The organism is Candidatus Nitrosocosmicus oleophilus, assembly GCF_000802205.1.
Lineage (GTDB): Archaea > Thermoproteota > Nitrososphaeria > Nitrososphaerales > Nitrososphaeraceae > Nitrosocosmicus > Nitrosocosmicus oleophilus.
In genome coordinates this window covers 2,254,548-2,277,754 of record NZ_CP012850.1, presented here as the reverse complement: position 1 = coordinate 2,277,754, position 23,207 = coordinate 2,254,548, and the positions used below count along the sequence as shown (strand labels likewise).

Genomic DNA, 23,207 nt, shown 5'->3' with positions numbered 1-23,207 from the left:
ATTGATTCATTCCATTCAAGATCCCTCACCTCATGAATAAAGACTGTTACTGTCATCCTCTCAATAGGGTTACTGCTATTTGCAGCAATAACCTTAACAAGATACTTTTTCTGAGAACCCAAGAGGCTGAGAATACGAACATCTTGAGTCTCCCTGGTGATTTTGTTAGGTATGGAGAAATGGCTGAAGAAGCTTTGCGGAGATCCATTTTTCATCAAACTACACTCTGTGTAGAACCCATTGAAATTTTGGGTATCTATTCAAATATCGACGACCAAATTGGATTACACGTCATCGAATCAGTATTCGTTTGTATTATTACAAATATTCCTGAAAAGGGATTGCAAATTGGTTCGGCTCAATGCGTGTGGGTGGACCGCGATCAAATTCAAAATATGGAACCTAGCATTTACAACATTAAAATTATTAAAGATTATTATTCATGGAGGATCCAAAAATCTACATTCTGGACCACCAAACCATAGAACCTGAACTATAAGGTAAAGCCTCTCATAGTAGCAATGGCTGATTGTGTCAGCTTAATGGTGAACGCCGATGCATTGTCAGACTGAACTTTTGAAAGTCTCTCCAAAAAGCTAGTCTTGTCTTTTCCTCTTTCAAACATTCCTCCGGACTCTTTTATACAAAGTGGAAATCGTTGTATCTTTATTCCATTTGAAAATAAGTAATCTATGAAATTTAAATAATTCTCAATATCAGAATAATCCCATTTCTTTTCCTCACACAACATTATCCATACATCGATTGAATTTTGAAAAAATGCCTTTTCGCGAAGCTCTTCTAAACTCAATATGATCATACTAGGTAGAAGGGATTTAAATTCTAATCTACAAATATCTTATCGTTAATTTGATACCTTGAACCAAAATCAGGTTTTATTCCAAGTGGAGTATAATCTCCAGACGAACAGGAGAAACATAATTCGCTCTTTTTCAAACCTATGCCTTTTGCGAGATTCACATTATCGTTATAACAAACTTCATCGGCTCCTATAAATCTGGCTACTTTGTTACCAATAATATCTAAATCCACTTCACTCTTTGCGACCTGAAATGCTATCAATTCTTCTTGTGATGGAAAATCAATTCCGGCGTAACATGGATATCTAATAGGTGGATACGTAACAACCATGGAAATTTTTTTGGCTCCTGCTTGTTTGACCGACTCAATTATTGCTTTAGAACTCGTTCCCCTTACAATGCTATCATCCACAATTATTACATGCCTATTCTCTATCATTTCTCTTATTGGCATAATATTTTGGTTGATTTCCTTTCTATCTTTAACTAAGGGTTCTATGAAGCTCCTCATCGAACCTTTCTTGCTATATCTATCCTTTAGCAAACCTTCTTCAAATGGTAGTCCAAGTTTTAAGGCATATCCTAAGGCTGCAGGTCTTGAAGAATCAGGCACAGGGATTACCACATCAGCATCATCAATGGGAAATTTGAGTGCTAAATATTCCCCTATCTTTTTCCTTGCAAGATAAATATTAATCCCTTCCATTATTGAACTTGGGTGCGCAAAGTAAGTGAACTCAAATGCACAATGCGCGTGATTACCAGATTCAGAAAATCTTTCGGATTTAAAGCCGTTCTTGTCTATTCTTATCAACTCGCCTGGTTCAATATCTCTCAAAAGAATTGCACCAACAGTTGACAATGCACACGATTCTGATGCAATTATGTAAGTATCAGTATCCTTATGTAATCCCAATACAAGAGGTCTAAACCCTTTAGGGTCTCTTGCAGCATATATTGTATTTGAGTCAGTTAGAAATGTAAAACAATAAGATCCTACCATCTCATTTTTGAGTATTGCCATTGCGGCCTTCATATCATCCTTCTTTTTAAGAATACTAACTAGCCTTTGGGCAGCAACTAGAGTATCTGTCATATTCTGTGGTGTAAAAGTACAGCCACCAACCATGGTAGAAAGCTGTTCAGCGTTTGTAATGGTCCCATTGTGAGCAATGCATAAATCTTTAACCTTTAATGGCTGTGCATTCTCTAGAGAACTTGAGCCAAAAGTAGAATATCTCACATGGCCGATCCCGATATTAGAAGAAAATTTTGTAATTAATTTATCAAATTCATTTGCCGAACCCGAAACCAAACCGGTTTTTTTAAAAGGTAATTTCTTTGGTACGGCAATACCCCATGATTCTTGTCCTCGATGTTGCAGTGATCTAAGACAATCTATCAAATAAGGTACTATGTTTTCTCCTCCCAAAGAAAATATGCCAACCACACCACAATTTTCATGAACCATTAGAAGACATATCTCCGTTATTCTTTCTATTTAATATTTAGACCACATACGGTAAAATGTTTTGTATCAGGTTTGCTAGGCAAAAAAGAAATTAATTAGATATGTTTTTCAAATAGATTTGGAAAGGAGCTGTGATAGGCTTGAGAAATGGTCTTCAACGAACTTTTGAAAATTGTTTTATCTTTATTTTTAATTATGCAAGTTCTATCATCTGAACTATTTCCAATTCTAGCATATGGAATTTTCATCTTTTTTAAGTATGTAATAATCATTGAATCGTGATCGGTTGAAAAAATGAATCGATTATGAGACTCTGAAAAGAGTAAATATTCTAATCGAGAGCATTTGTTTGGAATCTCGTCGACTGAAATTTTAAATCCGATATTACTATGAATGGCCATTTCCAGCATTGAAACTATTATACCACCCTTTGAGCAATCATGGACTCCATAGATTAGATCTCTGTCAATCAATTTTTTGATAGTCTCTATGATATTTCTTTGTTCCTCTAAATCAACACTGGGAACATCTCCACCAACAATATCCAAACAATATTCAAAATATTCTGATCCACCCATTTCATCTTTGGTTGTTCCGACAATAAAGATTGATTGGTTTGATAGATACATTGGATACTTTATCTTATTCTTAGCATCAATTAACCCTAACATTCCTATTACAGGGGAGGGTTTTATTGGACCAGAGTTAGTTTCATTATACAAACTTACCTTTCCACCGACAACAGGTATGTTCATGAATTTGCAGTAATCTCTAATTCCTCTAATTGTCTGTAAGAATGTCCAAAAAATTTCTTCATTTTCAGGATTTCCAAACTGTAAGTGATCAACTATCCCTATTGGGCTGGCCCCCACACAAGTAATGTTTCTAAGGGATTCAGACAAACATCCTATTATGCCCCTGTAAGGATCTAGATAACAATGTTTTGAGTTACCGTCTAGTTTAAAACTCAGGAATTTATTATCGTCGAGTTTGATAACTGAACTATCAGATGCCCCTGGTTTTGAAACCGTTCTAACTCCAACCTCATGGTCATACTGCTCATAGATCCATTTGCGACTGCATATGGAGGGGTTAGATAACATCTTAAATATCATTTTCTTGATGTTGATTTGAGGTTTCGGTTCTCGATACGATTTTTGAATTGATTCAAGGTAAGCCGGCTCCTTAGATTTTCTATTCAACAAGGGGGCGTGAGCGATAATTTGTGCAGGCATACAAGCCAATTCGTCACCTTCTCTAATAACTGAGAGATTCAAGTCATCAGTCACATGTCCTATTTCAGCATAATTCACATTATGTTTGTCAAAAATCTTGAAGAATTTGTTTTTCTTTTTCGAGTTGACGATATATAACATGCGCTCCTGCGATTCTGAAATCAAGATCTGTGCATCCGTCATGTCCTTTTGCTTTAATGGAATAGTGGATAAATCCACTAGAAAGCCCTTTTTCAAATTATCAGCTGTTTCAGACAAGCAACAAGCCAATCCTCCACCTCCAAGATCTTTCATGGTCTTGATACAATCGTTTTCTATCGCCTCTAATGTAGCTTCCATGAGCACTTTTTCTAAAAATGGGTCTGGTATCTGAACCGCAGACCGGTTATCTTCATCTAAATTTTTTGAAGCAAAAGAAGCCCCATGAATTCCATCCACCCCTGTAGCATTTCCACCCAAAATCAGAGAATCTCCTTTTCTTGCCTTGTTAGCAACAAGATTGCCAAGTTTTGTATATCCGATTGATGCGACATCTACTAAACAATAATTATCAAATGACTGGTCAAACTCTACCTCTCCGCCGACTGTCGGGACCCCTATACAATTACCATAATCTGCAATGCCCTTAACTACGTTTTTTATTAACCATCTATTCTTTGATTCAAATTTTGAATCCTTGTCGACTTGACCGAACCTTAATGCATTAAATAGCGCAATTGGACGGGAACCCATTGACAATATGTCTCTAAGTACGCCTCCTACCCCCGTTGCTGCACCCCCATATGGTTCCACCGCCGATGGATGATTGTGACTTTCGATGTGAATAGTGACTACATAACCATTACCTACTTCTATTACTCCCGCATCATAACCAGGGCCAACTAGCACATAATCACCATTCATTGGTAATAATTTAAGATGATTTTTAGAAGATTTATAAGAACAATGTTCAGACCACTCGGCACTTATGATATACTGCTCCAATTCATTTGGTTTCCTGTGCAGTTTCTTTTTTAGATAATTATATTCTTCTGTGTTAAGGATATTCATCTTTAATTCCTAATTTCTACTTAAGATAGTTAATCATAGACTTAAATATCAATATGGAACTTTGATCATAACCAGCAGGGATCAAATCTTTGTCACTACCTCTTTCTGGGTGTGGCATCATTCCCATAACATTTCCTTTTTCGTTACAAATGGCTGCTATGCTGTTTAAAGAACCATTCGGATTATGTTTCCAATATTCTAGAGTGACTTGATTTTTTTTCTTAATTTTGTTATAGGATTTATCATCGACCACGAATCTACCCTCACCATGCGCTATGGGGAGAGAAATCCTCTGATTTTTATCATACAGATTTGTAAATGGAGTATCAGTATTGGTAACAATCACATTCATCCATTTACATATAAAATTCAAAGATTCGTTGACTATCAGTGCACCCGGGAGTATTCCAGATTCAACAAGTATCTGAAATCCATTACATATTCCCAATATTGGAACATTATCGTCTGCTAGTTCCATTATTTTATTCATGATGGTGCTGTGTGCAGCTATGGCACCGGCTCTTAACCTGTCCCCATAAGTGAATCCCCCGGGTATTATTATACAGTCAAAATAATCAAAAGACGATTTGTACCAGATATATCTTGCGTCTACATGCAGAATATTATTCAAAATATGATGAATATCGCGATCACAATTACTACCTGGAAAAACCGTAATCCCTATCCTTACCAATAAGGATATTAAAATTATATTTTATAAATTCCTATTCTTTTGGATATAAATTAAGCAATTATTATTGTTTTATGATAATTGCATTAACAATACCATCTTGTCCGGGTCTTGAAACAACCTTAGCTAGACCCAATTCGGTCTCTAGAATTGAACCTTTGGTAACTACACCTCTTCTTGTATAATCTTTATTTGCAGGATTCTTGTTGACCCTAATTATCTTGACCCTAGTTGTTTTCTTGGTGTCTTGATCATTTACATTTGCATATTCGGCAAACTTAAATGCAACTTTAACATTATTCCCTCGAACCCTGCGAATTACATTCTTAGTATCACCTACAGTTGGTTCGTTTGGGTATCTATCTATTTCATATTTCCTTCTAGTTCGGTTGGGAATTATTCTTCCTCCTGTTAATTTTCTGCCTCCCAAATTTTCGATAGATTTACGCACAGTTCAAATTTGGCAAAACTATAATTAAGTGTTTTTCTTTGAAAATCCTGTTGGATTTATAAGCAAGCTTTTTTTAAGCACTGTTAAATCGCTAATTCCAAAATAATTCTTAAATTTCGTTGTGGTTGTATAAATCTTGAGCCTCCCTGAACTTTTTTGATTAATAAACTCCAAATCTTGTAATTCCTTCAAGTGTGTATATACTTTGGAACCCCTAATTTCTACTAATCTCTTACTGGTAACGGGCTGTTCATAAGCCACATAAGATAGTGTTTTCATTACGGAATTAGAAATCTGAGGCTTATTGGAAAACTTTTTAATTATTGGAGCGTAACTGGGTTTCAGCTGAAATACGTAAGTACCGTCCTCCAGCTTAGCTATCTCCAGTGCTTTGAATGCTACTCTAGTCTTGTTGATAAGTTCATTCAAGAGTCGCTTAATTCTCTCTCTAGAATCTATCCCCGAGGCTATCACTATGTCATCAATTGTCAGGGGGCGCCCAGCAGAATATAACGCTGCCTCAATGCGAGCTATAATTTCATCAGGTGGTAATTTGGTCATCTACTTTTCCTCCAATCTATTTTTGGGAGCAATTTTTATCCAAGTTGATATCTTATCTGTTGATTCAATACTTTCCGTCATCTCTGTTGAAGAATCTAAATATTCTATTCCATTATTCAGGTCAGTAAATCCTGTGATAATTTCTACCTTATCCTTCATGCTAAGATAAAGCATAGCAATGAAGTATCTAGCAATATCAATTCTGTCTAATCCACTCATCATTTCATTAAAATTTATTTCTCTTTCATTTTCTAGTCTTATCATAATCTTTTGTTCAAATTCCTCTATTATTTTTTCAAATTTAATCAAATAATGTTGAAAGTCTATTACTTCGACAGGTTCCAGATTTAGACTAGTTCTCTTTACAACTGGATTAGTAAGGTCGGTTATCATCGTCTCCAGTATAGAAATTAGATCCTCTAATGATACTGGATATGATAATTCTTTTCTAAATGGTAAGGTAAGATTAGAAATCTCTGGGATCGGAGCCATTTCAATAAATTCCTTTTCCCGTTCAGATACAGTTTGTTGATCTTTATTCGCAATTTTTTCTAATCGAAAGATAGATTCTACCTTAAGTCTATGAATCAGTGTTGATGTTAAAATCGCCACACCGCATACTCGTAGGTCCTTATACGAAGATTTAGTTAAAGTAGATAACAATGTCTCTAAGAGTTTAACAATATTAATCTGCCAAACATCATTCCTTCCTATCAAAGAAGGATTAAAAAGTAAATTCAATGGGGGCTGAGAAATTTTTTTCTTGGTAGAAATTTGATCCAGTTCAATTTTTTCATCAACCATGCTATTGTTTCAGGAGTAAGCTATATTTTATTATATTCTATAAAAGCAAGATCATACGAATTCGTAATTATACAAGATGGATTCTCCTCGGTAATTCTCGAAGGTACTTTATTTTAATAATCAAACCCAGGGAGATGATTTTTGCTACTTCTAAATAGTGGTTCTAAATGTTTTCCAGGTCTCTTAAAGAATTAACAAACTACAGGTTTCTATATTGTTGCCTTAGGTTGAAAGAATTCAATCCTTCTTTTTCATATCATTAGCAGTTTACCTAATCCAAGCTTTCCACAAGTACTCTAGAATAAATACAGAATCATTTGTAAATTAATATGCATTATTGGTACGGTTGTATCGATACTCCACAGAATGAATATGGAAAAGATGTTGCAAAATTTACAATTATCACAGATAATTTAAAAATAATAAAAGACAATGGTAATAGGATCCCTGACAAATCTTGGATGCTGTACTTGTTAGAAATTTTTAATATCCAACATTTTGCAGTGGAACTGAACTTAATTTGCCAATTCGACAACCAGGATTATTTTGAGGCAATTTTTAAAGGTCATAATCAATATCGATTTGCTAAAGTCTTACCACAAATAGGACACTTATACCATAGACAAATCAATTTTCTAGATAATGACTCAAAATTGGAATTTTATTTAAAAGATCTCAATTCAAATGAGGATGAAAAATTTTCTCTTAGAGTGGATCGAGAACAGTTTGCTTTTCAGTTTCATCAAAGCTTTACTGGAGTAGAGTGGTGGAATAGAATCAGTTATTCCCCATATCCGATTAGGTATGAAATTGAAATTTCAAATTTAATGTATGGGTATAATGACAATTTGTATGATCCGACTTCACAGTTGTATTTTCCGATAGGTTCGATATATGAAAATAAAGATGGCACTATTCATTCCTATCCTGCAAAACTCCATGATATTACCCGGAGAAATGGCTGCGTTTGTTATTTAGTAAAATAACCATGTTTTCTTTTGTCTTTATCTAACAATCTATTGATAAATTAGATTTTAATGAAACCCGAATTTGGAATTCTTATATCCTCAAACGCTTCAGGATGAACAATCTTGCTTAATATTTCTATTCCAATTACGATTCTAGGACTAGGTTTACTGAAAAATGCACTAGAATTTACGATATAGATTTCCTTTTCTCTATTTGCTCTTAATGAATCCCACTTTGAATCTTTTATCTTTTGATATTCTTTCTGGGTCCTAGTAATATCAAACCCGCATGGCATTAAAATCACCTTGTTTGGATCCAACTGTGCTATTTTCGTTGAGTTAATTTGGTGGGAATCCAAACCGCCCTGTCCATTTAAACCCTTTGCTCCAACTATATCTAGCATTTCAGGTACCCAATGCCCGGCAACATAAAACGGGTTCAGCCAATCTAAGCACAAGACCTTGGGTCGACTATCAAAAAGGTGTTTCTTGACTGGATCATGTAAAATCGACTTTATTTTGTTAATTCTTTCCTCAAGCTGAGAGGTAACCTTAAGAGCCTCTTGTTCTCTGTCTAATTCTTTACCCAAAACTATTATACTTTGAAATATTTCAGAAAGGCTCGAAGGATTCAGTACTAAATTACGAGGTTCATATCCCAAGATCTCAACAGTTCTCTGTATTTCCTTATCAAAAGGTGCGCACACTGAGCACATATTCTGACTAATTATCAGATCTGGTTTTATTTCCCTTATTTTATCTACATCGATCTTGAATAATGGCTCTTTTTTGAATGACATTTCCATTACTTTCTTATCTATATCTGAACTATCCAGTTGTTCAAAATCTATTGATGGTTCAATTATCTTTGGTATTTGTAGAGCTCTTTTAGGATAATTACATTCGTGAGTAACACCTTTTAAGATATCATCAAGTCCTAATTCAAAAATAATTTCAGTTGCACTCGGTAAGAACGAGAGAATTCTAGAGTAAGTTGTCAAGGAATTTGTCCTCTTAATGATGCCTACCTAAACATTATGAGTTCCTTCTACTCAATGATGTTTGTGCAAGATATACAAGCTTTTGAAAAAGTCAATAGTTACTTTTGAATTAAGTTTACTTGAGCCATTTGCTCTATCAGTAAAAGTGTAGGGAATTTCCTTAATCTTTATAGATTTTGACTTTACTAATATCTCTAGAAGAATCTTAAATCCAGAAGTGTTAAATTCCATTTTCCTTACGACATCTCTTTTTGTTACAAAAAAACCGGACATTGGATCTGATACATTAGACAATCTGAATAAGAGTCTTGATAAATTTGTGGCAAATTTGCTATAAAAAATCCGCTTTGAAGTCCATCCTACTATTCTACCACCCTTCAAGTACCGTGATGCAATTACTAGATCACACCTAGAATTTCTGATCTCCTCGATCAAACTATTGATATGTATTGGTGTATGTGAAAAGTCAGCATCCATTACTATAAGATAGTCACTAATTGAAGATTTAAATCCCTCATATATGGCTGATATCAAACCTGACCGCTCTTTTCTCTTTACTATCTTTATAAAAAAGCTCTCATCATGAAGGGGATAAATAAAAAAATGCTTATGCGACTGAATACCTACTGTATCACGTATCTTGTATAAATTGAATCCTTTTTTTTCATCAAAAGCTTCAATTATCTTATCAACAGTGCAATCTGGAGAATTATCATCAATTATGACTATCTCATAGCACCCTTGGGCTTTTACGCAGGTATAGATGGAATTTACTAAATTAACTATATTTTGTGATTCATTATAAGTTGGGATAATAATTGAGAATAAGGGAGGATTGTTAAGTTTCTTTATCAGGTCATCCTGAGTTTTTCTACATATTATATTTTCGTTCATCTTTACATCCCATTTCTTGAAGTCTCTTTCGAATTTCATTCCAAAAGTAAATATATAAATGTATTACAATTGGATCCTAGAAATTCTACAATTTAATCCAATTTGGTTGTACCGATTTGGAAACTATCTATTATTTTATTGATATTAGGAAGGAATTTATGGAATTCGTCTGTTTGAGTGGTAAAAATAATCTTAAACAGGTCTGTGTTATTTCTAATCATTATTTCTTTTGATTTGGTAGGGCCCAAATTTGAATAGTAAGTGTATATGAGGTCCTTTCCGAAAATCTTGGAGGAATTCATGTCATTCACTGAACTCCATTCAAGGTTCTGTAAGTTATTTGCCAGGTAGTTAATTTCATCAACTAAATCTACTTTATGAAATCGTTTTCATCATATTTTGTAAAAGATAAGTTGTCGCCTCTTTCATAATGATAAATATCGATTCTTTCCAAATAATGATCTAGAGGATTATCTTGATTTGATATAAAAGATACCTATTTAGACCCAAAACCTTATTCCAACTACTAGGATATTTTAAGATAAACCCTTATTGAGACCGATAAATAGATTCTTTAATGTTACCCGAAGGAATATCTGTTATATTTTTTGTATAAATCTTGACACCAGAAATTATCTCATATATTGTTGGAATGTAACCAAAGTAACTATCTGGTGTGGTACCAAACGAATTAACATAAATATAATCATCTTTGAAGGTCCAAACCTGCAATACTTTAACTACTCTATTATCAGTTTCATGAGTAAACAAAATTCTCTCCCATAATGTATCTGATATTACATAAGGGTTTGAATCTATTAGGTGAAATTCTTGCAATGTCCTTGATAGATTATTATTGCTTGGTTAGAATAATCATCATGTGACATTTGGATTGTAGTTTCTCCAATCCAAATGTCATCTTTTCGCCAAATAGATCATAGTTATTTGGAAGGGACAACGCAATGACACCGTTATCTTCGTGTGTACTTTTAACAACTGTCCAACTTGATGGAAAACTGAATGTAAATCCACGGTCACTCTGTGACGTATAATTAATCCAGGAGGATTCTATTTCCCCAAAAGACACGTATTCACCAAGCCCAAAGAAACAGACTAATAAGAATGAAAATTCAATGACCAAAAAAATAAACCTGGCTCAGTTCTCATCCTAATTTTCTGAGGCAAAAGAGGTTTATCAAATTATGGGATCAGGATCTACAATTATTAACAAGAGTTCCCTAGTCAATCTATGAAAAATAGCAGTACAGTATCGAGGTTTTGTTTCATATATATCATCATTAAATGAATAATGATGGTACTCAGGTTCTAACCTTGCAGATTTCATTGAGGATTCAATAAAGTGTAGTGGCTACCTTTCCTGTTGTACAGGTCTTATCATAATTTCATTTACATTCATATGATTTGGCGAATCTATTGCAAATAGAATAGCATTTGCTATGTCTTGAGCTTGCAGCGGTTCCATTTTTTTAACCGATTCCAGAAAACCTTGTAGTGAACTATCAGTAATGGTATTGTTAAGCTCTGTTGCAACTACACCTGGTTCTATGCAAGTAACACGAATGTTAGATCGTTGACTTAATTCCTGTCTCAATCCCTCGCTAAATGCAGTAACGGCATGCTTTGTAGCGCAGTAAACACTACCTGCCGGAAACACCAATCTACCTGCTATTGAAGAAATATTCACAATATGACCAGACTTATTTGATAGCATGTGAGGAATAACAGCTGCTGTACTATATAGTACACCTTTTATGTTTACATCCACCATTCTGTCCCACTCGTCTATTTTTAAGTTCTTTACAAAACTCAGCGGCATAAGACCCGCGTTATTTATTAAAACATCAATCTTTCCATATTTGTCAACAGCCGAATTTGCAAGGTTGGTGCAATCTTGCCTCTTTGTTACGTCTAGTTGGTTTATCAAGATCTCCCCATTTTGATCTCTAATTGCCTTTTTCAAACTCTCTAGTTTATCAATCCTGCGTGCGCCTGCAATAATAGTTGCTCCTGCTTTAGACAAAGTTAAGGCCGTTGTATATCCGATCCCGCTGCTTGCCCCCGTAATTAATATGACTTTACCCTTAATCATTTGTTAATTTAATAATCTGCTCAAATTTATTCATATTCGACGCTGTTTTTTCTTTTGCGAGTATAATCCTGTAATTGACTTGATTTTCAGCTCTCTGATTGATTCTAAAAATCTAGATTTTTCTCTGGTAAATGATATTGGCTTGTTATTTTCACTCTACCATTTTTGCGATGTGATTTTGGCATCTTTAAGTTCTGAATCCTACTCGTATCATATTTGTAATCGATATAATTGATTAGTTGAATTATGAGATCTCTTGTTATGACGTTAAAATAGCGAATTAGATTGGTTATCCAGTACTGATAGGTCCTGATTATTCAAGTTCCCATTTGTATTGTATTTAGCTACTGTTAACCTAAGGACAATTCAAGCGTTTATTATTCAACAGCCATTATCGCCAAAATTCTCAAATATTATTTAGGTCACAAACATGAAAAATGAAAATAGGTGGTTTAATACAGTAAGTTATTTAGGACCATGGTAATCTTCGGGGAATGCATCCGTATCAACAGTTTCTATAGGTTCCCCAGTGGGTAACGGTGCTTCCTTTGGCACTTCATATTTGAATATCTCAGGAAAGTCAATTTTTATTATTACATTCATACCTACCTGATAAATCTCAGATTTGGGAATATCAAATCTTTTATTATTTTCTCCAAAAACCACTATTTTATCATTGGTCTCCTTTAGTACATGACCTACATGGTCTTCATTCTTCGCTCGAACTCCTTTATTAAATAAAGTGTTTGGATATTTCCCCTCATATGCTGCTAAATCCACCACCTTATCTGGCTCTGCCCAAGGATCCTGTCTACCTGCCGGAAGAGGGGCATCTCTCGGAACTGCATATTTATCCAAGTCTGCAGAATTTAATCCAATCAAAACATTGGCGCCTACTTGTTCAATTTCCTTTATCGGAATATCGTACCTTTCATTTTTTTCTCCAAAAACCACTATTTTATCAGGAGTTTCTCTGACTACATACCCTAGATTTGGTTCATCTAATGCTTTAACACCTTTATTGAAGTATTTACCAGAAGTCATCTAAGATATAGATAAAAATAGTATAATTAAACCTTTTATGAAATATAAGGGGGCAATACCGTAATGCTTGCCGTAAAAGAATCTACTGCCGATTATAGGCTATATGCCATCAATCTAAATCCGAAAATTAGTTTCATAGTATAAGCACTTAAACCCCAGTTTCTATAAATTGATTTGAGAAAGTCTCATACAAGTCCAGGTTTGTAGTATCTGGTTTATTCAGGTATCTTAGAGAAGGTGAGATGTACAAAATAATTAGGTTTTTATTTAAAAACGTGACTATATGCTGTGCACTTGCGAATCTTGATTTTTATTACAGAGAAAATGCTATGCTGTGATAAAGAAGATTGAAGGCAAATTGCAGAACCTAACCTCAACAATCTCTATATCCAGCATCCAAAAAAAGGGCCACTCAGTAAACCATATTTGGAAATGAGCTAGAAATATCAGATATGATAGTATTGAAATTGGCATATTGTAACTGCACATGAAAATGTATGTTCAGGGTTTTGAGCTAGAAATTACTGGGGTAAAGACCTTAAAATTGCAAGCATATTAACTGGGATTATACGTATCTTATTTGGTAATGAAATAGATGGCAGAAGAAGACAATATGAAATCATATCCTGAAGAATTGTACATTAATGATTTGTACAAGATACACAGGAGGGACATATACAAAGAACAATTTCTTATAGGCACAAAGATCAAGAAAGATAGAAAAATAGTCAACGTTCAAGAAATGACGTTAGATAAAGTATTACTTAGAGAATTGAGGGACAGATTAAACAAAATGTCTTTAGACTAACTCGGTTTTAAAACCATAAGAATGCTAATACTTTAGAACTCTAATACACATAATAATTGTACTTTCAAAAGTATCTGACACTAGTATAAACTGAAGATGTGGTTATACTGCGGGTGTGCGCTTAATGAAACGGCATCCGGTCCAAAGGCACTGAATATCCCATAGCAAGTTTTCCTGGGTGTGAATAACTACCCATTCGTTAATGGCCACAGAGGTTTAAGGGTTTAAGTCTAGAAGAAGCCGCACTCTAATGAAGAAAAAGAAATTAGGACATTCTAAATCCGGCTAGGCAGATACTGCTTTAAAAATTAAGGATTGGTGCTATCCCTGAGATATTATTGACCCCTCTATTAGGTATACATTAAAATGAAATTACCACATCTATCTTCCATCCATCCAGAAGTTTAAAAATAATACTAAAATGCATGAATGAGATCTAATTCTGGGAGAGTACACGTTCAAACCAAAATTACCGTTAATTGGTTTCTTGTATCCATTAAATTTAGAATAAAACATCGTAGATCATACTCAGAAAATTAATTGTTTGGTTATGGTAATGCAAATATTACTGCTATTGAGACTAGGTTTGTTCGGTTTGTGTTCATACTCATAAAGTACATTAGAACTATTCAACTTATGTTAGATTTCAATATTTTCATTAAATCGTCATTTGCTTTGGGTGTATAAATAACCTAGTTTTTGGTCTTGTATGTTATTGCAGTACTAATGGCTTTTATGGACAAACATATTGATGATTACGCAAAAACGCAAGGTTAACTTTTTATCTTATGACATACATAATTTAAACTCCAGTTGATCACGACAAAATTGATAAAGTCTATATGCATTTCTTATGTGTTCATAATGTATCTTGGAGTAGCTCTAGATGTGAATATAAACGACTCAAAAGTATATTACATGATTACCTCTAATGAGATAAACAACCTATTTGACGACTTGACTCCAGATAATTTAGGATCAAATGACTTGACGAATAATGATAGTTTTGATTTGCTAAAGGATAATGGCAATATTTCAGATCTCCTTTACTAATAACAAGAATGTGGTAAACAGATGATCTAAAAGGATTGTCCATGCTATGGCTAAGACGAATATAATTTTTCAAAAACAAATAAATTAATTTGATGTGTTTAGTAGGTCTAATAACTTAACGATATACCTACGGCTTAAACATCCTCCATCCTTGGACGGTATTCAGAAGAAACTGAACGCTTCATAATAAAGTGGAAAAGGTCTGTACAAGCAATACCTGAGTTATGCTTTCGGTATGCAATCAAAACACTATATTACTTACACATCATCAAGATAAGTCATATCGGAATTTTGAGATGGAATCAGAAATATCGTACAAAAAGGATCTTAGCTCCAAGAGAAAACGGATTTCGAAATCAATGTGACCGACCCAACTCGAAGTTGGCTTGCATTACCAATGACATTAGTTACAATTTAGCCATATGAGCAAATGGATTCCTACACCAACCATACCCAAGAAAATAATCAAGTTTATAACAAGGGTTCGTAGTATGCTACTCGAAGGACACAAGAGACACGCCGTATCAATTATAGTGGGTATTGCGAAACCCAACAGTACAGGTTCCTAAATCTAAAACACTATTTACATTCCCATATTATGAAAATCATAATTGAGAATACATTAAATTACATCAAGAATGGGACTTGACTTAACGCTTTGATTATATCTTTCCTTGTGATAGTAATACAAGAATTAATCGCTTTCATATTAAACCTGGGAAAAACTTATTGTATACCCCTATTACAAAGTTTGTGAGCATTGCCTGGTATATCTATAGTTTACGTTCCCTCCAATAGAAAATAAGAATTAGATTCTATACTATCTACAATTCATTCACTGAACTATTCAGCAAAAAATATACCATCGTCTAATTTCCCACATGGGGTCTTCTTATATATCGGATGAGGTTTTAATAAATCGATGTCAAACAATTTTGAAAAAAATTTGAAACGAAATGTCAATAATCTTAACATCCTATTATTTTTGGGATTGGGATTGGGATTTATAGCTCTCAACGTTATAAGCATGGAACCTATAGGCGTATTTGCCCAAGCCACGCTTTCCGACCAAGACAATAAAACTCAATTAGCTTCTCTCAATAATACTTTATTTGTATCGGGTTCTGCAACGGACAAAGTGAAAACTGATTTGGTAACTATCTCGATTGGGGTACAATCTACAAATCAATCTGTAACTGATGCAGTAACTTCAAATTCGAAAATAGCAAACGAAATAATCACTAGTTTAAGAAATAATGGCGTCAAAGAAAATGAGATCAGTACATCTCAGTATACAATTCAACCTAATTTCAATTTTACAGAATCAGGAATTAGTGTACAAACAGGGTTCACAGTGTCTAACATATTGACGATTCAAAGTCCTAACTTTGATAATATTTCATCCTGGATTGATTCTGCAGTTAATGCAGGAGCCAATACCATCAATGGAGTGGATTTTAGAATTTCTGACAAGTCATTGGAAAGTGTTACAAATGCGCTCATAGAGCAAGCTATTATTAACGCCAGACAAAATGCAGAGGTAGCCGCTTCGGCAATAGGGTCTGCAATCGTCGGTATCAAATCAATATCAGTTAACACGGATGGCTTCAACCCCGTGCCTTTTAACGATCAGATTATGCAGAAATCGTTTGCATCTGTTGTGACCTCAACCCCAATTCTCCCAGGACAGCAAGAGGTTTCTGTCACAGTGCAGATAACCTACTTGCTTAACTAGGGGCTATTAACACTCTATTTTTCATTATTTAAGAAGATTAAGATATAGCAAACTATTGTGCGCGAGCAATCTGAATTGTCATAGTCCAACCTCTTCAACCTTTTTGTAAAAATAAATTTCTTTTTTTTCAAAATATTTTAATGAAATGTAATTTGTACTAAAAAACTTTGAGGTAAGAGTTGCCTATTCAACTTAACCAAGTGTTAACGTAATTGCTGTTTCCCCCATTCGAACTCTTATTTATTTTCCTTTTTTCTATACTGAATCTCAATTTTCTTCTAATGTCTCAATGTTATATTTGGGACAATGTATAAGATTAAGAGATATTAACAAGATAAACACACTGTCTGTCAAATAAGTTAATTGTTATTCCATATGATATTGAAATTCTAAAGTATCGAAACACTTGAATATTTCTATCGGTGGAGCAAACCGGTCGAAAAGACAATTTACAATTCAAAAATCATTAGACTCCAAATTACGGTAACAAGAAGGCCCTAGTTTTATTGATTCAACGGTGACCTCAAATGTAAATCCGATGACGCGTAAAGAGATTTCCATTAAATAATAATGATGTATATGTAAACGCAAAAGGCGAATTCATAGTTGATAAAAAAATATCCTTGAGATTTTTTAGGAGGGTGATGTAAAAATCAATTTTTTGAACTATGATATATGAAACTCCCATGGCGACTTTTCAAATACCAAATCACTTTATCATTATCGATAAGAAAGTTAATTTTATCAGGATATATCTGGCAAAAGCAAAGGGTATAGGAAGATTGTAAACACCGATATCATGATAATTGCAAAAACGGTGAGTACAATTCCATTTTTAATCATCTCGTTGATCTGTATTTTGCCTTTTTCATAAACTAGTGCATTTGGAGGAGTCCCCATTGGCAGGAGGAACGCAAGGGAACTAGATAGCGTAATCGCAGCAAGAAAAGGTAATGGAGGCCAGTGATTGATTGAAGCCATGCTAGCAACAACGGGTATGAATATAGCTGCCGTTGCAGTATTTGACATGGTATTACCAATAATCATTGTAATAGAAACAATAATTATTACTATTACTGGGAAGGGTAGAATACTTAATACCGATAATTTGGTCCCCAGATAATCAGCAAGGCCTGATGTTGTAAACGCCAATGACAGGGAAATTCCTGCACCAAGGATAAACAAAACGCCTAGCGGGACTTTTTGTACATCCGACCAGTTTAGAAACTTTTCGGTTCTATTTTTTGGTATCACAAAAAGCGATACACCGCCAAGAATTGCAATTACTGCAGTTTCAATATATGAATCATCACCAGCCCAATAAGGAGCTGCGAACATCAAGACCAAAACGAAGATTAAAATGATTAAAGATGCCTTTTGCTCTCCTGTAATTTTTCCTAACTTTTCTTTTTCAGCGACAATTATCTTTTTGATGAGCATTTCATCCATTTGCTCCTTTCTAACTTGACTTGTGAAGTATATTATGGATATCATCAACATCGTAAATGCCAGTGGTGCAGCTACTGAAGACCAGGCGCCGAAAGTAATCGTCTTGTCAAATAACTCATGTACTATTTCTGCATACATAAGATTAGGAGGAGATGCAATGAGTGTTGTAATACTTCCAATTGAAGAGGAAAATGCAACACCTAGTAAAAGCATGACTTTAAACTTTGTACTCACTTTAATACCATTATCAGAAAGCAAGGACAAAATGGAAAAAACCATTGGAATGATCAGAATAGCAACCGTCGTACTCATAATAACCGTGGAAATTAAAGCCGTACAGATCATAAAGCCAAGGATTATCCTCTTGGGTGAATAACCGAAAATGCTGATGATCCCAAACGCAATTTTTCGTTGTAAACCAGATTTTTCAACTGCAAGAACGACCAAACACATCCCCAATAGAAGAATAATTATCGGACTCATGTATTCTGCCCCAACCACCCTAAGTGATAAAACTCCAGTTATAGGGAACAGAGCCAGAGGTAATAGAGCAGTTGCATAAATACTAACAGCTTCAGTGACCCACCACACTACAAGCCAAAGTGTTATACCCGCCACCAGTTTACCTTGCTCTGGTAAGCCTTCTGGGGCAGGACTAACAAGGAAGATTAAGAACAAAACTGGACCTAAAATGAGTCCAAACAACTTAGTTTTACCTAGTTTTGCAGATGGGGTGGAATGGCTGTTCTGCATCCATGCTAGCATTATTTGACAGTAATATAAGTGATTAATGTATAACAAGAACAAGCAATAGCAAAGACCAAATTGACTCTTTCAATAATCAGAGTTAGTCCTGGAATTCTAATGTAAGTGAATATTTGAAATGTGATAGACTTTTGCTCCGAACTTTGAAGGTTTTTATTTCTAAATTCTATTGAATTTTCATTCGATTCTACATTGTCTAGACCTAAACGAATTTACAGCTTGGGATATTTGCATTTAAGATCCCATAATTTAAGGGATTCGTATGTGTATATTTGATACCAATGTTAGTCAGAGATTGGATAAATAATCAATTGTGTTTACAATAATCGGCCACATTGTCTTATTTATAGCCACTGACAATTGTCTCCGCATCTATGAGATTTGAATCTTCGCATAGCAGCTACATATATCAGGTATATTTCTTCAGCCTTTGACTACATGTACGCCGTTACATCTTCTTGCTAAAGCCTCCAACTGTGGGTTGGATGATTTTTTGTATCGGGTCCAGAGGGATTTGAACCCTCGACCAGCTGCTCCGCAGGCAGTCATTCTATCCATGCTGAACTATGAACCCAGTATTCTTAAATAGTAAATTTCTATAAATCTCTTTTTAATTGCTCTAGATCAAGGTGAAAGGATTATAAGCAAATAAAGTCTCTTATAAAATAATAATAATATTGAATGGCTTTCTTAATGACTTAGCGACTAAAGTTCTTTTATTTGATGGTGCAATGGGTACAGAAATTCAAAAATACGAACCCAAGGAGAACGATTATCTCAATAATAAAGAAGGATTTAATGATAGTTTGAATTTTACTCATCCTGAATGGATAAAGACGATCCATAAGAACTACATCAAAGCAGGCAGCGATTGTATTGAAACCAATACCTTTGGCAGCAATAAGCTCAAGTTAGATGAATACGGACAAGGGGATAAGACTATCGATTTCAATGTTCAGGGGGCAAAACTTGTGAAAGAATCATCTGCAGAGTTAGGTCGCGATGTATATGTAATAGGTTCGATGGGTCCATCAGGGTATTTGCCTAGCTCAAACGATTCTGATCTAGGTAATATTTCATTGGGAGAAATCGAAGAAGCCTTCTTTGTCCAAGCCCAGGGACTGATAATTGGAGGGTGTGATGCTCTTTTAATTGAAACAGGACAAGATGTATTAGAGATGAAATTAGCTGTTGAAAGCTGCTTCCGAGCGATGAACAAATTAGAAAAGACTTTACCGATAATTACAAATGTAACCCTCGACCAATATGGGAAAATGCTCCTTGGAACAAACGTTCAATCAGCATATACAACTTTGAGTAATTTAGATATTGATGTATTTGGATTAAATTGTTCTACAGGGCCCTTGGAAATGACTCCAAGTGTACAGTGGTTATGCGAACAAAATGAGTTACCCATATTAGTCATGCCCAATGCCGGAATGCCAGTGAACGAAAATGGTATAGCTAAATATTTGATGGCACCACAAGAAATCAGTCTAAAGCTTTCTGAATTTGTTAATAAATATGAAAGATTAAAAATAATTGGAGGGTGTTGTGGTACATCGGTAGATCATATAAAGCACTTACGCTCCATGCTTAACACAAGGACGAAAACTCCTGTAAATTTGTCATTTGAAAATGAGACTGTTACCTAAAGTCGGATAATCTAGTAAGGTTACTAAAATGAAAAAAATCTACAATGAAAAGCCAAAAGTTTCTTCAGCACTAGCATCTTTAGAACTCCATCAAAACCCCCGTCCCTTAATCATTGGGGAGCGACTAAATTCTCAGGGATCAAAGAAAGCCAAAAAAATGGTACTTGAAAACGACTTTGATGGGTTAATTGAATTAGCAAGATATCAGGTAGAAGATGGTGCACACTGTTTAGATGTATGTGTAGCAACAACAGAACGATCTGATGAACAGGATTTCATGCAAAAACTGGTCAAGAGGCTTAGTTTAGAGATAGAAGCCCCACTTGTGATCGATTCAACAGATTCAAAGGTTATTGCTACTGCCCTTAAGCAGATTCCTGGCGTACCAATAATTAATTCTATCAATCTAGAAGGCGATGGGAGTAGATTTGATGATATTACCCCTTTAATGAAGAAATACGGAGCTCCTGCGGTTTCTATGTGCATAGGACAAAAAGGGATGGCAAAAACTAGCCAAGAAAAATTAGAAGTTGCAGGAATTTTACATGACAAGGCGATTGATTTAGGTTTAAAACCATGGCAGCTAATTTTTGATGTATTAACCTTCACGTTAGCAACAGGCGAGGAAGAATACATTGAATCTGCTGCTCATACATTAGAAGGGATCAAGCTCGTAAAAGAGAAATATCCAAAGTCTTTGACAACGCTGGGATTAAGCAATGTAAGCTTTGGATTACCACCACTAGCTAGAAAATATCTTAACTCAGTTTTCTTGTATCATGCAATAAAAAGTGGTCTTGATAGTGTGATTATTAATCCAAAAGATATCATTCCGTACCCTCAAATCAACTCGAAAGAGAAAGGAATATGCGAAGACCTTATTTTTAATAATAAGAGTAGCGCATTATCTGAATTAATAACATATTTTAGTTCCAATGATACTGTTAATAGTACAGGAACAGCAGCATCTACAGGTACACAAAAACAGAACAATTTGATGGAAATGGATGCAAGTTGGGATGCAGGTAAAAAATGTTACTTTAGAATAGTTAATAGATTAAAAGACGGAATAGAAAACGACGTAGTTTTATCTATATCGGAGAGAATTGCGTCCAAAGATGATTTTTCTATTTCAGAAGTATTGTTAGAGAACTACACAAAGAGGACCACGCTTTCTGGTAATAAAGAAAAATTACATGAGGCAGCAGTAGAGACCCTCAACGAAGTGCTTCTTCCTGCAATGAAAGAAGTAGGAGATAAATTTGGTGCAGGAGAATTGATTTTGCCCTTCGTTTTAAAGTCCGCCGAGTGCATGAAGGCTGCTGTTTTGGAGCTAGAGAAATACCTCATAAAACAAGAGGGAATCAGCAAAGGAAAAATCGTCCTATGTACGGTATATGGTGATGTACATGATATAGGAAAAAATTTGGTAAAGACAATATTGGTTAACAACGGATATGAAGTTTTTGATTTGGGGAAACAAGTTCCTATTCCTAGTATAGTTAATAAGATTAAGGAAGTAAACGCAGACGCTGTGGGATTATCTGCATTATTAGTTTCAACATCAAAACAAATGCAGCTTTTTTCAGAATTTCTGCGAGAGAATAAGATGAACATACCAGTCTTGTGCGGTGGTGCTGCAATTAATAGCGATTATATTAATAGGATAGCAAAGGGGGACGGCAATATTTACAAAGCTGGAATATTCTACTGCAAGACTGCCTTTGAAGGGCTTAAAGTTATGAACAATCTCATGAGTGGGAGTAAGGAAGAGTACATGAATAAATGGTTGGAAAAATTATCAAGTTGGAAAGAAAGAAAATATAATGAGGCTTCCAATGCGCAAGATCTAAGTAATATTTTAAGTAACGTAAAACCAGTAAGAGACAAACCTGTTCCCCCTAAATTTAATTTTGTAACCAGACTGGAAAATAAGGATCTACCGCTCAAAGAAATATGGCAATACTTGAACAAGAAATCCCTTTTTGTATTGTCATGGGGATTAAGGGGAAAAAAATCTAGCGAACTAAGAGAGGAGTATGAAGAGCTACTTAGAGAATGGAAGATTAAAGTTGTAGAGGAGAATTTATTTGATCCCCATGCAGTCTACTCTTACTTTCGATGCAGAAAGGTAGGAAACAATAGCCTCTTAGTGAAATATCATGATGATAACCAGATTGATTCAGAACTGACCTTTGAATTCCCAAGGTCTAGCAATTTAACACATCTGTGTCTTGCAGATTATTTTGACTCAGAGTCCGACGATGTGGTTGCATTTCAGTCAGTAACAATGGGGAATAAAGTTACAGAGATAATTGATGAATGGAATAAGCAAGGTCGTTATACTGATGCCTATTACCTTCATGGGTTGGCAGTAGAAACGACTGAAGCTTTGGCAGATTGGGTAAATTATAGAATCAAAAAAGAGCTCATGCTAAAGGTAGGAGGTTTGAGGTACAGTTGGGGTTACCCAAGCTGTCCAGATATAACCCAACATTTCATGGTATGGAAATTAATGAACCCCTCAATTAGCGGAATGACTCTAACTGAAAGTGGACAAATTGATCCTGAATTCTCCACTGCTGCGATAGTTGTACATAACCCAGTTGCCCAATACTTTACTTTATAGGCTGATTTCAAT

Annotated in this window: 22 protein-coding genes and 1 tRNA gene; 7 read left to right on the top strand and 16 right to left on the bottom strand. The window is 34.8% G+C overall.

What is annotated here, in order from left to right:
* Window positions 1-32: 32 nt before the first annotated feature.
* Complete coding sequence (locus tag NMY3_RS11100; RefSeq protein WP_196815922.1) at window positions 33-485, top strand: NUDIX domain-containing protein; 453 nt, start codon at window positions 33-35, stop codon at window positions 483-485.
* Window positions 486-493: 8 nt separating this feature from the next.
* On the opposite strand, the gene NMY3_RS11095 is transcribed toward NMY3_RS11100, so the two are convergent.
* From NMY3_RS11095 to NMY3_RS11065, 7 genes are all read right to left on the bottom strand, one after another.
* The gene (locus NMY3_RS11095) at window positions 494-811 is read right to left on the bottom strand and encodes a hypothetical protein (RefSeq protein ID WP_196815921.1); all 318 of its coding nucleotides are present in this window, start codon (window positions 809-811) and stop codon (window positions 494-496) included.
* 32 nt (window positions 812-843) lie between these two features.
* Window positions 844-2,292 (bottom strand): amidophosphoribosyltransferase, encoded by a 1,449-nt coding sequence (gene purF / locus NMY3_RS11090; protein ID WP_196815920.1) that lies wholly within the window; start codon window positions 2,290-2,292, stop codon window positions 844-846.
* Between the two features lie 95 nt (window positions 2,293-2,387).
* The gene (gene purL, locus NMY3_RS11085; RefSeq protein ID WP_196815919.1) at window positions 2,388-4,577 is read right to left on the bottom strand and encodes a phosphoribosylformylglycinamidine synthase subunit PurL; all 2,190 of its coding nucleotides are present in this window, start codon (window positions 4,575-4,577) and stop codon (window positions 2,388-2,390) included.
* A gap of 16 nt (window positions 4,578-4,593) precedes the next feature.
* On the bottom strand, window positions 4,594-5,271 hold the full coding sequence (gene purQ / locus NMY3_RS11080; protein ID WP_196815918.1) for a phosphoribosylformylglycinamidine synthase subunit PurQ: 678 nt from the start codon (window positions 5,269-5,271) through the stop codon (window positions 4,594-4,596).
* A gap of 61 nt (window positions 5,272-5,332) precedes the next feature.
* Window positions 5,333-5,719 (bottom strand): 30S ribosomal protein S8e, encoded by a 387-nt coding sequence (locus NMY3_RS11075; protein ID WP_196815917.1) that lies wholly within the window; start codon window positions 5,717-5,719, stop codon window positions 5,333-5,335.
* Window positions 5,720-5,743: 24 nt separating this feature from the next.
* On the bottom strand, window positions 5,744-6,280 hold the full coding sequence (gene scpB, locus NMY3_RS11070; protein ID WP_196815916.1) for an SMC-Scp complex subunit ScpB: 537 nt from the start codon (window positions 6,278-6,280) through the stop codon (window positions 5,744-5,746).
* Window positions 6,281-7,084: a hypothetical protein gene (locus NMY3_RS11065; RefSeq protein WP_196815915.1), complete on the bottom strand. Its 804-nt coding sequence runs from the start codon at window positions 7,082-7,084 to the stop codon at window positions 6,281-6,283.
* Window positions 7,085-7,413: 329 nt separating this feature from the next.
* Between NMY3_RS11065 and NMY3_RS11060 the strand changes: the two genes are divergently transcribed.
* Window positions 7,414-8,070 carry a hypothetical protein gene (locus NMY3_RS11060; RefSeq protein WP_196815914.1) on the top strand — a complete coding sequence of 219 codons (657 nt, stop codon included), beginning with the start codon at window positions 7,414-7,416 and terminating at the stop codon, window positions 8,068-8,070.
* A gap of 41 nt (window positions 8,071-8,111) precedes the next feature.
* On the opposite strand, the gene NMY3_RS11055 is transcribed toward NMY3_RS11060, so the two are convergent.
* The 7 genes from NMY3_RS11055 to NMY3_RS11025 form a co-directional block, all read right to left on the bottom strand.
* Window positions 8,112-9,053: an ABC transporter substrate-binding protein gene (locus tag NMY3_RS11055; protein WP_196815913.1), complete on the bottom strand. Its 942-nt coding sequence runs from the start codon at window positions 9,051-9,053 to the stop codon at window positions 8,112-8,114.
* 51 nt (window positions 9,054-9,104) lie between these two features.
* Window positions 9,105-9,947: a polyprenol monophosphomannose synthase gene (locus NMY3_RS11050; protein WP_196815912.1), complete on the bottom strand. Its 843-nt coding sequence runs from the start codon at window positions 9,945-9,947 to the stop codon at window positions 9,105-9,107.
* A 92-nt stretch (window positions 9,948-10,039) separates the two neighbouring features.
* Window positions 10,040-10,258, bottom strand: a complete 219-nt coding sequence (locus NMY3_RS11045; protein WP_196815911.1) for a hypothetical protein — start codon at window positions 10,256-10,258, stop codon at window positions 10,040-10,042.
* 238 nt (window positions 10,259-10,496) lie between these two features.
* Entirely contained in the window at window positions 10,497-10,718 is a 222-nt protein-coding gene (locus NMY3_RS11040; protein ID WP_196815910.1) for a hypothetical protein, read from the bottom strand.
* 82 nt (window positions 10,719-10,800) lie between these two features.
* Window positions 10,801-11,088 (bottom strand): hypothetical protein, encoded by a 288-nt coding sequence (locus tag NMY3_RS11035; protein WP_196815909.1) that lies wholly within the window; start codon window positions 11,086-11,088, stop codon window positions 10,801-10,803.
* A gap of 228 nt (window positions 11,089-11,316) precedes the next feature.
* Window positions 11,317-12,057 (bottom strand): SDR family oxidoreductase, encoded by a 741-nt coding sequence (locus tag NMY3_RS11030; protein ID WP_196815908.1) that lies wholly within the window; start codon window positions 12,055-12,057, stop codon window positions 11,317-11,319.
* Between the two features lie 465 nt (window positions 12,058-12,522).
* On the bottom strand, window positions 12,523-13,101 hold the full coding sequence (locus NMY3_RS11025) for a hypothetical protein (RefSeq protein ID WP_196815907.1): 579 nt from the start codon (window positions 13,099-13,101) through the stop codon (window positions 12,523-12,525).
* A gap of 595 nt (window positions 13,102-13,696) precedes the next feature.
* Here NMY3_RS11025 and NMY3_RS11020 point away from each other — a divergent pair.
* From NMY3_RS11020 to NMY3_RS11010, 3 genes are all read left to right on the top strand, one after another.
* Window positions 13,697-13,909: a hypothetical protein gene (locus tag NMY3_RS11020; RefSeq protein ID WP_196815906.1), complete on the top strand. Its 213-nt coding sequence runs from the start codon at window positions 13,697-13,699 to the stop codon at window positions 13,907-13,909.
* Between the two features lie 864 nt (window positions 13,910-14,773).
* Window positions 14,774-14,962, top strand: coding sequence for a hypothetical protein (locus NMY3_RS11015; RefSeq protein WP_231100022.1), 189 nt, complete (start codon window positions 14,774-14,776; stop codon window positions 14,960-14,962).
* 922 nt (window positions 14,963-15,884) lie between these two features.
* Window positions 15,885-16,697, top strand: a complete 813-nt coding sequence (locus NMY3_RS11010; protein ID WP_196815904.1) for an SIMPL domain-containing protein — start codon at window positions 15,885-15,887, stop codon at window positions 16,695-16,697.
* 744 nt (window positions 16,698-17,441) lie between these two features.
* Here the strand turns inward: NMY3_RS11010 and NMY3_RS11005 are convergent.
* Together NMY3_RS11005 and NMY3_RS11000 are read right to left on the bottom strand one after the other, a co-directional pair.
* Window positions 17,442-18,899 carry an SLC13 family permease gene (locus tag NMY3_RS11005; protein ID WP_196815903.1) on the bottom strand — a complete coding sequence of 486 codons (1,458 nt, stop codon included), beginning with the start codon at window positions 18,897-18,899 and terminating at the stop codon, window positions 17,442-17,444.
* 511 nt (window positions 18,900-19,410) lie between these two features.
* A tRNA-Arg gene (locus NMY3_RS11000) sits at window positions 19,411-19,485 on the bottom strand.
* 94 nt (window positions 19,486-19,579) lie between these two features.
* On the opposite strand from NMY3_RS11000, the gene NMY3_RS10995 reads away from it, so the two are divergent.
* Both NMY3_RS10995 and NMY3_RS10990 read left to right on the top strand, forming a co-directional pair.
* Window positions 19,580-20,566 (top strand): homocysteine S-methyltransferase family protein, encoded by a 987-nt coding sequence (locus NMY3_RS10995; RefSeq protein ID WP_425319405.1) that lies wholly within the window; start codon window positions 19,580-19,582, stop codon window positions 20,564-20,566.
* 28 nt (window positions 20,567-20,594) lie between these two features.
* Window positions 20,595-23,195: a dihydropteroate synthase gene (locus NMY3_RS10990; protein WP_196815901.1), complete on the top strand. Its 2,601-nt coding sequence runs from the start codon at window positions 20,595-20,597 to the stop codon at window positions 23,193-23,195.
* Window positions 23,196-23,207: the final 12 nt, after the last annotated feature.

Bases quoted from the DNA above. Each gene is read 5' to 3' on its own strand.
- NMY3_RS11100 (WP_196815922.1), top strand. From the start codon at position 33: ATGAATAAAGACTGTTACTGTCATCCTCTCAATAGGGTTACTGCTATT.
- purF (WP_196815920.1), bottom strand. From the start codon at position 2,292: ATGGTTCATGAAAATTGTGGTGTGGTTGGCATATTTTCTTTGGGAGGA.
- purL (WP_196815919.1), bottom strand. From the start codon at position 4,577: ATGAATATCCTTAACACAGAAGAATATAATTATCTAAAAAAGAAACTG.
- scpB (WP_196815916.1), bottom strand. From the start codon at position 6,280: ATGACCAAATTACCACCTGATGAAATTATAGCTCGCATTGAGGCAGCG.
- NMY3_RS11065 (WP_196815915.1), bottom strand. From the start codon at position 7,084: ATGGTTGATGAAAAAATTGAACTGGATCAAATTTCTACCAAGAAAAAA.
- NMY3_RS11060 (WP_196815914.1), top strand. From the start codon at position 7,414: ATGCATTATTGGTACGGTTGTATCGATACTCCACAGAATGAATATGGA.
- NMY3_RS11050 (WP_196815912.1), bottom strand. From the start codon at position 9,947: ATGAACGAAAATATAATATGTAGAAAAACTCAGGATGACCTGATAAAG.
- NMY3_RS11030 (WP_196815908.1), bottom strand. From the start codon at position 12,057: ATGATTAAGGGTAAAGTCATATTAATTACGGGGGCAAGCAGCGGGATC.
- NMY3_RS11025 (WP_196815907.1), bottom strand. From the start codon at position 13,101: ATGACTTCTGGTAAATACTTCAATAAAGGTGTTAAAGCATTAGATGAA.
- NMY3_RS11020 (WP_196815906.1), top strand. From the start codon at position 13,697: ATGGCAGAAGAAGACAATATGAAATCATATCCTGAAGAATTGTACATT.
- NMY3_RS11015 (WP_231100022.1), top strand. From the start codon at position 14,774: ATGTATCTTGGAGTAGCTCTAGATGTGAATATAAACGACTCAAAAGTA.
- NMY3_RS11010 (WP_196815904.1), top strand. From the start codon at position 15,885: ATGTCAAACAATTTTGAAAAAAATTTGAAACGAAATGTCAATAATCTT.
- NMY3_RS11005 (WP_196815903.1), bottom strand. From the start codon at position 18,899: ATGCAGAACAGCCATTCCACCCCATCTGCAAAACTAGGTAAAACTAAG.
- NMY3_RS10990 (WP_196815901.1), top strand. From the start codon at position 20,595: ATGAAAAAAATCTACAATGAAAAGCCAAAAGTTTCTTCAGCACTAGCA.